11 protein-coding genes are annotated in these 12138 nt (G+C 61.8%); 8 read left to right on the top strand and 3 right to left on the bottom strand.

Translation table 11 applies throughout. The features are described 5' to 3' along the window. The first annotated feature begins 50 nt into the window (after nucleotides 1-50). Nucleotides 51-755: a 2'-5' RNA ligase family protein gene (locus tag EHO01S_RS10460; protein ID WP_024523897.1), complete on the top strand. Its 705-nt coding sequence runs from the start codon at nucleotides 51-53 to the stop codon at nucleotides 753-755. 42 nt (nucleotides 756-797) lie between these two features. On the opposite strand, the gene EHO01S_RS10455 is transcribed toward EHO01S_RS10460, so the two are convergent. After that, entirely contained in the window at nucleotides 798-1214 is a 417-nt protein-coding gene (locus EHO01S_RS10455) for a hypothetical protein (protein WP_024523896.1), read from the bottom strand. Nucleotides 1215-1567: 353 nt separating this feature from the next. Between EHO01S_RS10455 and EHO01S_RS10450 the strand changes: the two genes are divergently transcribed. The 7 genes from EHO01S_RS10450 to EHO01S_RS10420 all read left to right on the top strand — a co-directional run bounded on the left by EHO01S_RS10450 (nucleotide 1568) and on the right by EHO01S_RS10420 (nucleotide 9576). Further along, the gene (locus EHO01S_RS10450; protein WP_440588199.1) at nucleotides 1568-2569 is read left to right on the top strand and encodes a sugar ABC transporter substrate-binding protein; all 1002 of its coding nucleotides are present in this window, start codon (nucleotides 1568-1570) and stop codon (nucleotides 2567-2569) included. Then, on the top strand, nucleotides 2569-3318 hold the full coding sequence (locus EHO01S_RS10445) for an ATP-binding cassette domain-containing protein (RefSeq protein WP_024523894.1): 750 nt from the start codon (nucleotides 2569-2571) through the stop codon (nucleotides 3316-3318). Before EHO01S_RS10450 ends, EHO01S_RS10445 begins: the two co-directional genes overlap by 1 nt. A 4-nt stretch (nucleotides 3319-3322) precedes the next feature. Beyond that, entirely contained in the window at nucleotides 3323-4288 is a 966-nt protein-coding gene (locus EHO01S_RS10440; protein WP_024523893.1) for an ABC transporter permease, read from the top strand. A 39-nt stretch (nucleotides 4289-4327) separates the two neighbouring features. Next, nucleotides 4328-5707, top strand: coding sequence for an alpha-glucosidase/alpha-galactosidase (locus EHO01S_RS10435; protein WP_024523892.1), 1380 nt, complete (start codon nucleotides 4328-4330; stop codon nucleotides 5705-5707). 91 nt (nucleotides 5708-5798) lie between these two features. Further along, on the top strand, nucleotides 5799-7490 hold the full coding sequence (locus EHO01S_RS10430) for a LytS/YhcK type 5TM receptor domain-containing protein (protein WP_024523891.1): 1692 nt from the start codon (nucleotides 5799-5801) through the stop codon (nucleotides 7488-7490). Further along, entirely contained in the window at nucleotides 7471-8205 is a 735-nt protein-coding gene (locus tag EHO01S_RS10425) for a LytR/AlgR family response regulator transcription factor (protein WP_197923103.1), read from the top strand. Before EHO01S_RS10430 ends, EHO01S_RS10425 begins: the two co-directional genes overlap by 20 nt. Nucleotides 8206-8352: 147 nt before the next feature. After that, nucleotides 8353-9576, top strand: a complete 1224-nt coding sequence (locus EHO01S_RS10420; protein ID WP_024523889.1) for an L-lactate MFS transporter — start codon at nucleotides 8353-8355, stop codon at nucleotides 9574-9576. A gap of 68 nt (nucleotides 9577-9644) precedes the next feature. Here EHO01S_RS10420 and EHO01S_RS10415 read toward each other — a convergent pair whose 3' ends face one another. Together EHO01S_RS10415 and potE are read right to left on the bottom strand one after the other, a co-directional pair. Next, on the bottom strand, nucleotides 9645-10286 hold the full coding sequence (locus EHO01S_RS10415) for an RpiB/LacA/LacB family sugar-phosphate isomerase (protein ID WP_024523888.1): 642 nt from the start codon (nucleotides 10284-10286) through the stop codon (nucleotides 9645-9647). Nucleotides 10287-10696: 410 nt separating this feature from the next. Next, the gene (potE, locus tag EHO01S_RS10410) at nucleotides 10697-12016 is read right to left on the bottom strand and encodes a putrescine-ornithine antiporter (RefSeq protein WP_024523887.1); all 1320 of its coding nucleotides are present in this window, start codon (nucleotides 12014-12016) and stop codon (nucleotides 10697-10699) included. Between the last annotated feature and the right edge of the window lie 122 nt (nucleotides 12017-12138).

Below are 12138 nucleotides of genomic sequence, written 5' to 3'. Positions count from 1 at the left end.
GCGTTGAGCGCATCATGGTCAAGTAACGAGACGAACGACGAGGAGGCGACATGAGACAGGGGGTAGCCGGTTGCGCGCTGCTGTGTTTACTGGCAGGGAGCGCTTGGGGAGCGGCGCCGGGTAAAAGCTATGATGTGTTCATCATCCCGAGCGCCGGGGTCAATACCCTGATCACGCAGACCAGCGAACAGCTGGCAGAGTGTGGCCTCACCAGCCTGGCGCGCCAGGGGTTTATGCCCCATGTCACGCTCTATCTGGCCGATTATGGTCCCGATGCCTTGCCCCGCTTACAGCGTGAGGTGGCGGCGTTGAGTCGCCAATGGCAGCCCTTCCCGTTGCAGCTAACCCATCTGACCCAGACGCGTGGCGACTGGCTGATGATCGCGGTGCAAAACAGCCCGTCGTTGCAGCGCCTGTCGGACAGCCTGGTGCAGCGCCTCTCGCCCTATCGTGATAAGTCGGCGGCGATGCCGGCCTGGGTCAATGCCTATCCGGAGAAGAAGGCGGCGTTTGCCCAGTATGGCAGCCCGAACGTCTTTACACACTTCGATCCCCATATCACCCTGCTGGCGCAGAGTGACCATGCCGCCTTGAGCCAGTTTATGCAACGCTACGGCCAACACTTTAGCGCCCAGCGCGTCGAGGCGATCGGCTTGGGGATCAGCGAGACGGATAGTCATGGTCAGAGCCGCACGCTGTTGGCACGTTACGACTTTAGTGCGCCGACGGCGCCACAGGCCGCAGCTAAACCGTAACATGGGGCTAATAAGGCGCCGCGCCACGGCGCCGCGCGGGCGTTAGCGGCGGATGATGCGCCCGTCGCCATGCTCGGCGTTGGCCTGTTTCAGTTTTTCCGCCCCGGTGGCCTGGATCAGCCACAGCGAGGTGAAGCCGCGCAGGTTGCCGTAGCTGTATTTGGGATTGTTCGGCTCCAGCGGTTGGGTGATGGTCAGCAGGCGTTCGCCGTCGCGGCGGCGCGTCTTGTGGAACGAGACGTAGATATCTTCATCCCTGAGTAGAAACAGCGCCTCTTGGGCGACGATGTCGGCATTGAGGTCGTTATCCGCCACACTCCACAGAAACATGACGATCTTGACCGGGCCAAAGGAGCTGTCTTCGACCAGTTGTACATTGATCTCGCTGGTCTGTGGTCGGTTGCCTTTCAGCGCATCCTTGATGCGCTCGACCAGAAGCGTGGCCCGTGAGTTGGACATGGTCTTTTCCTTTAACGTATGAAAATGGCTGTCTCCGAGCGCCGCCGAGTGAGGCGCCACGCAGGTGACGTCGTTGCATTATTATTGTTCGTTGGCCGTCTCCGCCCCGCGAAGTGAGGGGGCGCGCGCGGAGCGCGGCAGGGTAGTTTAACGCACAGACCGTTGCAGTGGTATCGCTCCGGCGGCAAGAGGGGGGCTTTAGCGCGAGCATAAAAACGCCTAATATATTTCCTCCGCGTAAGCGGGTGGCATGACGAAGGACGACGAGAGGGTCGTCTTTTTTATGTCCCGGACGCGACGATGGGGCGGTCAGAGGCAAGGGGCCGCCCACCCTATAAATAATTAAGGTGATAATGATGGGTATTTCTCGCAAGATCAAAGGAATTGCGGCGGCCGCGTTGTTGGCATTGGGCTGCGTTGGGGCGAACACGGCGTCGGCCGAACCGTCGGGTAAGGGGATGAGCATCTGGTTCGACGTGGGCGGCCCGGTCGGCGAGTCCTACGTGACGGTGGTGCAGAACGGCGCCAAGCAGGCGGCGGAAGATCTGGGCGTCGATCTGCGTCTGGTCTACTCCGACTGGCAGCCGCAGAAGATGATCGAAAACTTTAAGCAGGCGCTGGCGGCCAAGCCGACCGGCATCGTGGTGATCGGTCTGCCGGGCGATACCGCCTATCAGCCGTTGATCAAGGAGGCGATCGATAAGGGCATCCTGGTGACCTCCATCGATACCGAACTGCCGGGCACCATGGAGGCCGAGCAGAGCAAGGGCTTCGGTTACGTCGGCGATAACAACGCGGTGCGTGGCCTCCGTCTGGCGAAAGAGGCGGTGCGTCGCAGCGGCCTGAAGGCCGGCGATCGCGCGTTGGTCTGGGGGCTGAAGGATCGGGCCGCGCGCAGCGAATCGACCCTGGGGCTGATCAAGGGGTTGGAGCAGGCCGGCGTGAAAGTCGACTTCCTGCAAATCTCACCGGAGGTGGATAAAGATCCCTCACTGGGCGCCCCGGCCTTTACCGCCTACATGGCGACCCACCCGGACGTGAAAATGGTGCTGGTCGATCACGGTGCCTTGACCGCGCAGATGGGCAACCTGATGCGTAATGCCGGTATCAAGCCGGGCGACGTCTATGTGGCCGGTTTCAGCCTGTCGCCGGCGACCGCCGAGGCGATCAAGTCCGGTTATGTACAGCTGGTGGCCGATGCCCAGCCCTACCTGATGGGCTACCTCTCCGTGGTACAGATCGTCCTGACCAAGCGTTATGGCTTCTCTGGCCTGGACATCAACACTGGCGCGGGCTTCGTCTCTAAAGAGAACATCGGGCTGATCGCGCCGCTGGCGAGCAAAGGTCTGCGTTGATGATGCAACCTGCGCTGGAACTGATCGGGCTGAACAAATGGTTCGGCCCGGTTCATGCCCTGCGCGATATTCACTTTCAGCTGTTCCCCGGTGAGGTGGTAGCCTTGCTGGGGGATAACGGCGCCGGTAAATCGACCCTGATCCGGGCGATCGCCGGCGCCGAGCGCTTCGATAGCGGCACGCTGAAGGTGGCGGGGCAGGCGGTCGACGGGCGACGTTACGATGTGCTGGGCGCGCGCCGCCAGGGGATCGAGACCGTCTACCAGAATGGCGCGCTGGGACTGGGCCAATCGCTATGGCGTAACCTGTTCCTGGGCCGCCATCTGCGTAATCGCTGGGGCTTTATCGACGAGCGCGAGGAGCGGCGCCGGGCACAGGCGCTGCTACAACAGCTCAACTTTCGCGGCGTCGGCGCTAACGTCGATGCGCTGGTCGGCCAGCTCTCCGGTGGTGAACGCCAAGGGTTAGCCATCGGTCGGGCGATGTTGTTTGATGCGCGTCTGGTGATCCTGGATGAGCCGACCACCGCCCTCTCCCTCGGTGAAGTCGAGAAGGTGCTGCGCTTTATCGAACAGCTGCGCAGCCAAGGGCGTGCCTGCCTACTGATCACCCATAACATGGCCGATGCTTACCGGGTGGCGGACCGTTTTGTGGTGATGGATCGCGGGGCGATCGTCGCCAGCTATCACAAGGCGCAATTGACGCTGGCCAGCCTACAGCAGGCCCTATTGGATGCCGTGAGGTCATGAGTCGATGAAACTGTTTTTTTCCCGTCACCGGGCGCCGTTGCTGACCGGCCTGATCCTGCTGCTGCTGTGGCTGCTGTTCACCGTCATCAGCCCGGTGACTTTTCTGCATGCGCGGATCTATACCTCGCTGCTCTCTACCATTCCGTTGACGGTGCTGTTAGCGCTGGGGATGACGCTGTTGATCATCGCTCGCGAGATCGACCTCAGTTTTCCCTCGGTGGTGGCGTTGGGCGGCTTCGTCTTCGCCTGGCTGTATCAGCATACCGGCTCCGGCCTGTTGGCGTTGGGCGGCGCGCTGCTCAGCGGCCTGCTGTGCGGGCTGTTGAACGGCCTGTTGGTGGTGCGCCTTAACATTCCCTCGATTATTGCCACCATCGGCACTCAGTTCTTTCTCGGCGGGCTGTCGACGGTGTTGGCGAACGGGCTGGCGATCAGCCTGCCGACGCTGCGTGATGATGGCTTGGCCACCCTGCTGGTGGGTCGTCTGGGCGATTGGTTGCCGGCACAGAGCCTGTGGGGGCTACTGGCAACCCTGGTGATGTGGCTCTACCTGGCGCGTCACCGCTTCGGCGATCAGATCAACTTCATTGGCGATAATCCCGAGTCGGCGCGTCTGATGGGGGTGCCGGTCAACGCTACCCGCTTCTGGCTGTTTATGGTGATGGGCATTCTCTCCGCCTTGGTCGGGGTGTTGCTCAGCGTCGAGATGAGCAGCTGGTGGCCGAATCAGGGGCAGGGCTACATGTTGCTGGTGTTCGCTTCGGTGTTTATCGGCGGCACCTCGGTGCTGGGCGGACGCGGCTCGCTGATCGGTAGCCTGTTCGGCGCCTGCATCATCGGCATGCTGGAGGCGGGGATCATCAGCGCCGGTCTCGACGGCTTCTGGACCCGGCTGGTGTATGGGGTGATCATCCTGTTAGCGCTGGTGACACACGGCGCCCTGTTGCAGCGTCGCCCGCGGCGGCGTTAAGGCTGCGCCGTGGCGCAGCGTATTGAGTAAGGCAATTCCATGAGCAAAATTACACTGATCGGCGCGGGCAGCATCATGTTTTCGCGTCAGATCATCTCCGCCCTGTTGGCCAGCCCAGTGCTGGAGGGCAGCGAGATCATCCTGATGGATCTGGATGAGCAGGTCCTGGCGCGTAGCCAGCGGTTGATCAGCATGATGGTGGCCCAGTCCGGGGTGAGGGTGACGGTGCGTCACACCACCGATCGCCGCAGCGCGTTGCGCGGCGCCGACTTCGTCATTAACGCCATCCAGGTGGGCGGTCTGGCGCCTTGGCGGCTGGATATGGCGATCCCGGCCCGCTATGGGGTGATCCAGGAGGTCGGAGACACCCTGGGGCCGGGCGGCATCTTCCGCGCCCTGCGCCATATCCCGCCGATGCTGGCTATCTTGCGTGACATGGAGGCGCTGTGTCCGCAGGCGCTGTTCATCAACTACGCTAACCCGCTGGCACCCTTGACGTGGGCGGCGAAAGAGGCCAGCGCGGTGCGTAGCATCGGCCTGTGCTACGGGGTGCGCTATACCGTGGCGCAGCTGGCTGGTTACCTGGGACTGGGGCCGTGGGTCGACCATCCCTCCACGCCGCAGCGTTGGCAACGTCTGATGTACCATGAGGTTCCGGCAGACATCGAGTACGGCTTCGCCGGTATCAACCACATGACCTGGATCACCCAGTTGTCACGCCAGGGGGAGGATTTGCTGCCGCGGGTTCGCGCCCTGGCGGATGACCCACGGGTGCGCCAGGCGGACGGGGTGCGTTGCGAGGTGCTGCGCTTCTTCGGCCTGTGGTGTACCGAGAACCACTGGCACTGTAGCGACTACTTGCCCTATTTCCGTAAGAACCCGGCGATGATCGACCGTTTCCTGCCGCAGCGCTGGAATCTGTTGGCCCTAGAGGAGCAGGTGCACGCCGCCGGCAAGGCGGAGATCGATGCCCAACTGGCGGGCGAACGCCCCTTCGTCATCGCGCCGAACATGCTTAACGCGCCGAAGCTGATCAGCGCGCAGCTCAGCGGGGAGCGGACGCGTATCAACGGCAATATGGCCAACCGTCAGCCGCAGGGACTGCTGGTGGAGAACCTGCCGGCGGAGTGTGTGGTCGAGGTGCCGATCTGGGTGGATGGCGACGGCCTGCATCCGCAGGCGATGGGGCGCTTGCCGACCCAGTGCGCCAGCCTGTGTAAGAGCAATATCGCCGTGCAAGAGCTGGTGGTACAGGCGGCGCTGAACGGCGATCTGGAGGCGGCGCGTTATGCCCTCTCCCTCGATCCGCTGACCGCCGCGGTCTGTACCTTGGATCAGATCCAACAGATGTTCGACGAGCTGTACGCCGCCCAACGCCAGTGGCTGCCGCAGTTTCACGCCGCAGGGATGCCGGCCTAAGTGACCGGAGTCGCGCGGGGGAAACCCGGCGCGCTCCCGGTAAAGGTTCCTTCTGGCCGTGCGCGGCCACACTACCCGGTGAGGTAGCGACGTGATCAGTGATTTCCTACGGCTGCTGGCCGTGTTCGAGCGGGCGGCATTGATGCTGATGATGCTGTTCTTTCTGACCCGCATTCGCCCCTTTCAATCGTTATTGCAAAAACAAAACCATTCGGCCCTGGAACTGGCTACCGTGTCGGTGCTGTTCTGCGCCTTCGCGGTGTTTAGCACCTATACCGGTCTGCGGGTCGAGGGGGCGCTGATCAATGTGCGTATCATCGCCATCATCGCCGGCGGCATCCTGTTCGGCCCCTGGGTCGGCATCCCCGCCGGCATCGTCTCCGGCGTCCACCGCTATCTGATCGATGTGGACGGGTATACCTCGTTGCCTTGCCTGCTGAGCAGTGTGGTAGCCGGGCTGCTGGCGACGCTGATCTACTACCGTGCGCGCCGCTCGCGCCTCTGGCTGTATGGCATCTTGGCCGGGATGGCGTGCGAGGGGTTGACCATGCTGTTGATCCTGTTGCTGACCCAACCCCATGCCGTGGGGATCGCCATCGTCAGTAAGATCGGACTGCCGATGATTGTCGGGGCGATCTGCATCGGCCTGATCATCCGTCTGGTGCAGGATCTCAACGATGAGAAGGCGTTGATCGCCGCGCGTCAGGCCAAGTTGGCGATGGATGTCGCCAACCAGACTTTGCCCTATTTTCGCCAGATCACCCGTAGCGCCTTCGAGTCGGTGTGCGAGATCATTCGCCGCGAGATCGGCGCCGATGCGGTGGCGATCACCGATACCCAGGATGTGCTGGCCTATGCCGGTGCCGGGCGCGAATGCTACGCGCTGGAGGGGCATCACGCCATCAGCCAACTGACGCGCGAGGCGGTGGAGAGCGGGCAGATCCTGCTGAACAATAACCTGAGTAGCTATAATCTGTCGGACTTCCATTCGGTGATCATCATTCCGCTGCGTGAGCAGCAGGCGGCGGTGACCGGGACGTTGAAGATCTACTATCGCCGCCGTTATCGCATCACCGACGCACTGCGCGAGTTGGCGGTGGGGCTGTCGCAACTGATGTCGACCCAGATGGCGGTGGCGCGCATGGAGCAGCTGCGCGAGGGGGCACGTAAGGCCGAGTTCAGCGCGTTGCAGAGCAAGATCAATCCTCACTTCCTGTTTAATGCCCTGAATGCCATCTCGTCGTTGATCCGTCTCGACCCGCAGAAGGCGCGCCAACTGATCGCCTCGCTGGCCGACTACCTGCGTTACAATCTGGCGCGTGGCGATCGGTTGATCGATCTGGCGGAGGAGCTGATGCAGGTGCGTAACTACGTCGCCATCGAGCAGGCCCGCTTCGGCGATCGGTTACAGGTGATCTTCGCCGTGGATGCGGTATCGATCGCCTTGCCCAGCCTGCTGCTGCAACCGCTGGTGGAGAACGCCATCCTGCACGGCATTCAGCCGCGCAGCGGGCCGGGGCAGGTGACTATCGAGGTGCGTGATGAGCCGGATCGGGTGCGCATTGCGGTGCGCGATACCGGGTATGGCATCAGCCAGGCGGTGATCGATCAGGTGGCGCGCGGCGAGTCGAGCGGCGACAGTATCGGCCTGAGTAATGTGCAGCAGCGCCTGTTGCTGCTCTATGGTGAGGGGCTGGAGATCCGCCGCTTAGAGCCGGGAACCGAAGTCTGTTTCTCTTTGCCGAAATCGGGAGGGGCCCATGCTGACGGCGATCATTGTTGAAGACGAGTATCTGGCACGCGAAGAGTTGGCCTACCTGATCGGGCGTCACAGTCAGATCCGGGTACTGGCGCAGTTTGAGGATGGCCTGGAGGCATTCAAATACTTGCAGGCGCACCGGGTGGATGTGGTGTTCCTCGACATCCAGATCCCCGCCATCGACGGGATGATGCTGGCGCGCAACCTGCTAAGCCAGCCGCGCGGCGAGGAGGGGCCGGCGGTGGTCTTCGTGACCGCCTACAAGGAGTTTGCCGCCGAGGCCTTCGAGCTGGCGGTGTTTAATTACATTCTCAAACCGTATAACGAGGCACGTATCATCCAGGTGTTGCAACAGCTGGAACAACAGGCATGTCGCCCGCGCCTCAACGCGCCGGAGAGTGGCGGCGCGGCGGCGACGGTCAACCTCACCAAGGGCGAGCGCATCATCGTTACCCCCTGTGAGCAGATCTACTATGCCGAGGCCGACGAGAAGCTGACCTACGTATATACCCGAGACGATCGCTTCGTCTTGTCGATGAGCCTCAGCGAATTCATTAGCCGGCTGCCGACGGAGCGCTTCTTTCGCTGTCACCGCTCCTATTGCGTCAACATCGACAAGATCAGTGAGATCGTGCCCTGGTTCAATAGCACTTACCTGATCCATCTGCATGATCTCGATTTCGAGGTGCCGGTCAGCCGCAGCAACATCAAGGCATTTCGCCAATTGATGCGTTTATAGCCTGCATTCCATTCCCCATGGGCTGCATTTCATTCCCCTCATCGTGCATCTCATGCCTTTTTCGCCCGCCTTGCGCGGGCGTGCGCCTATAGTGCCGAGTATTCGGCAGCCATGTCGCTGCCGCCATCCGACATTCACGAGGTAACTATGGAACCGCATTCCCGCCAACGTACCCGCGTACTGACGCTGATCGGTACGGTCATTACCCAGTTTGCCCTCGGCTCGGTGTATACCTGGAGCCTGTTCAACGCCCAACTGTCGCAGCGCCTCGACGAGCCGGTGAGCCAGGTCGCCTTTACCTTTGGCCTGCTCAGTCTGTCGCTGGCTCTGGCGTCGTCATTGGCCGGAAAGTTACAGGAGCGTTTCGGGGTGCGGCGCGTGACACAGGGGGCGGGGATCGCCTTGGGGGTCGGCTTCTTCCTGACCGCTCACGCCCATAACCTGCTGATGCTCTATTTGTGTGCCGGGGTGATGGTCGGCCTGGCCGACGGCGCCGGTTACCTGATGACGCTCTCTAACTGTGTGAAATGGTTCCCGCAGCGCAAGGGGCTGGTCTCCGCCTGCGCCATCGGCGCCTATGGTCTGGGTAGTCTGGGCTTCAAGTTTATCAACGGCGTGCTGTTGAGCCAGGTCGGCCTGGCGCAGGCCTTCGTCTATTGGGGCATCATCGCCATGGTGATGGTGTTGTGTGGCAGCCTGCTGATGCGCGATGCGCCGCAGCGTCAGGTGACCCACGCCCAGGGCACCGAGGCGGACAGCCGGGTCGACTTCACGCTGGCCCAGGCGATGCGTCTGCCGCAGTACTGGATCTTGGCGCTGATCTTCCTCTCCGCCTGCATGAGTGGCTTGTATGTCATCGGGGTAGCTAAGGATATCGGTGAGCATATGGCGCACCTCGCCAGCGGCATCGCCGCCGGGGCGGTCGCGGTGATCGCCGTCGCCAACCTGGCTGGGCGTCTGGTGCTGGGGGTGTTGTCGGATAAGATGGCGCGCATTCGGGTGATCGCGTTAGCGCAAGTGGTGACGCTGCTGGGGATGGCGCTGTTGCTGTTCGTACCGCTGAATGAGACGCTATTTTACCTGGCGGTCGCCTGCATCGCCTTCAGCTTCGGCGGCACCATCACCGTCTATCCTTCGCTGGTCAGCGACTTCTTCGGCCTGAATAACCTGACCAAAAACTACGGTGTGATCTACCTGGGCTTCGGCGTCGGCAGTATCATCGGTTCGCTGGTCGCGGCGTTGTTCGGCGGCTTTATGGCGACCTTCTATCTGATCTTCGCCCTATTGCTGGTCACCCTGTGCTGTTCGCTGCGGGTTTCCCGTCCGCAGCCGATGGCCGCGCCGGCCGGCCGCCTGGCGTTGGAGTCGTAATGTCCCGTGGCTTGCGCCGCAATGACAACGCCGCCCAATGGGCGGCGTTGGGCTATTGGCGTATCGGCTTAGGCGGCCAACAGGCTACGCACGAAGTCGAGGATCGCCGCGTCCTGGCCCTGTTCGAACAGACATTGCTGGAAGTGCTCGCCGCCGACGGCGGTCTTCAGCAGCTCGCCATCGATGGCACGCAGGGTATCTAAATAATCATCCTTGATCACCGCCGCCTTGACCTGGTTGAGGATGGCGGCGTTGCGAACCTGCGGCTCGCGGCGCTCTTGCGGATACCCTTGGCCGCGCTCACCGGCGAAGGCCTTCTCGAAGATGTAGCGCAGGTTCAGCTCGGCACCCCAGCCGAAGCCCTTGGCAAACGGCAGGGAGAGGGCGTTACCGTTGTTGATCTGGGCGAACAGGAAGGCGTCGGCCGGATCGATACAGTAGCCGCATACCACGCCCGGATGGGCGTTGAGAGAGAGTAGCGCGCCCTGGCCGGTGCCGCAGCCGGTGACCACGAAATCGACCGCCTTGGCGTTGAGCAGGAGGCTGGCCATGATCCCCAGGTGAATGTAGGTCAGATGGTGATCCTGTTCGTCGCGCATGCCAACGTTATAGACCTGATGTCCGCCGGCCTGTGCGACGGCATTAAGCTCCTGCAACACCACGGCGTTCTTGGCGGCCTGGCTGTTTTCCATCATTAGTGCAATTTTCACAACATATCCTTACATCGTAACCCAAGAGAAGGGCGGCGATCTCCGCCGCGGGGTCGCCCGCGGGGGCGGAAATCCATCCGCGTGTCTGGTGTAGTCTACTGTCAGCGGTCTACCAATTCAATTAAATTGAAATCACGTTTTATTATTGGTAAGGCGACGCGCTGTCGCGGCGGGGCGAGGTGAAGAACGCGCCAAGGCATCCCTGGCGCGCGGAGTCCGGGGCGAGGGGAGCAGTACGGAGATGCTAGCCGCCGGCGCTGTCGGGCGGCGTGTCGGGAGCGAAGACGGGTGCGGCGTAAGTATGCCGCGCCGATAACCCGTTCTTGCTCTCGGGGCCCGCGTGGGCCGACGCGTCTCCCCCGGAGAGACGCATCGGCCTGGTATCAGGGCGCGTGGCTGTTCTCGCCGTGTTATACCTGCTGCGGGCAGGTGTTGCTGTCGCGCACGAACAAGCCGTAGAAGCTCCAGCCGGCGAAGGTGACCAGCGACCCCATCAGCATGGCGTCGGAGCCGGAGGAGTAGAGGGCGTAGAAGCTGTAGAGCGTGCCGACGAGGGTGGTGAACAGGATCATCACATGGGTCTTATTGGCCATCTTGTAGAGCCGGTGCATCGGGATCAGCGCCGCCATCGACAGGATGTAGGGGATCAGGTTGGTGACCACCGCCAGGTTGACCAGCGAGTTGAACTGATTATTCAGCGATGGACTGATGGTCATCAGCGACAGAATGCTTTGCGCCACCCCGAGGAGGATCATCCCGGCGATCGGCGCATCCTTGGCGGTTACCTTGGCGAAGATCTGCGGGAAGTAGCCGATGTCGGCGGAAGACTTGAATACCTGTGCGACGGTAAACTGCCAGCCGAGCAGCGAGCCGATGCAGGCAATGACCATCAGCGCCATGATGACCTTGCCCACCGTCGGGTCGAACATATAGGAGAAGGCCAGACCAAATGGGGCGGTAGAGCTGGCCAGATCCATATTGGGGACAAAGCCGGCCATCACGTTGGTGGAAAGAATATAGACGATGGCGCAGATCAGCGTGCCGCCGAACACGGCCACCGGGATATTCTTCTCTGGGTTCTCGACGGCGTCAGCGTTGGCGCAGGCGGACTCCAGTCCCAAGAAGGCCCACAGGGTCATGGCGATGGAGGCCCCCAGACCGGAGGTGAAGGGCAGGTGATGCGGATTCCAGGCCTGGATATACATCGTGGGGTTGAACCAGAACCAGCCGATGAGGGAGATGCCGACCACCGGGATGATCACCCCCCAGACGGTGATGGCACCGATGCGGCCGGTGATGCGCGCCCCGCCAAAGTTCGCCACGGTGGTGAGCCAGATGATGGCGATGGTGGCGATGCAGGTCATGATCGGACTGGGATGCCAGTCAAACAGCACCGCGCCGTAGCCGACGGCGGAGATGGCGATGGCGATGTTGGCGATCACCAGGCTGATGGCGTAGGTGAAGTTGGCCATGAAGTTGCCCGATTTACCGAACGCGTATTCGGCGTAACCGCCCATTCCGCCAGACTTGCGGCTGAACATACCGCACTTGGCGAAGCCATAGGCCAGGCACAGACTGCCGAAGGCGGTGACCAGCCAGGAGAGGATCGACAGGGTGCCGACGGAGGCGAGCTTGGTCGGCAGCATGATAATCCCGGAGCCCATCATGTTCACTGCGGTCAGAATGGTGAGCTGTACCACGCCCATTTTGTTGCCACTAGACGTACTCATAGTTTTTCTCTCATCACAGGCGGGGAAGCGAACTGGCCGTTGCGACTCAGCGCGCGGTTTCCCCCGCGAACCTTATCCAATTAATGATTTAATCTATTGATTTAAATTAATTATTTTTAATT

The sequence above is a fragment of the Edwardsiella hoshinae NBRC 105699 = ATCC 33379 genome (assembly GCF_000474215.1).
Lineage (GTDB): Bacteria > Pseudomonadota > Gammaproteobacteria > Enterobacterales > Enterobacteriaceae > Edwardsiella > Edwardsiella hoshinae.
Note: the sequence above shows the minus strand (reverse complement) of the source record. Positions and strands in the feature narration are given on the sequence as shown.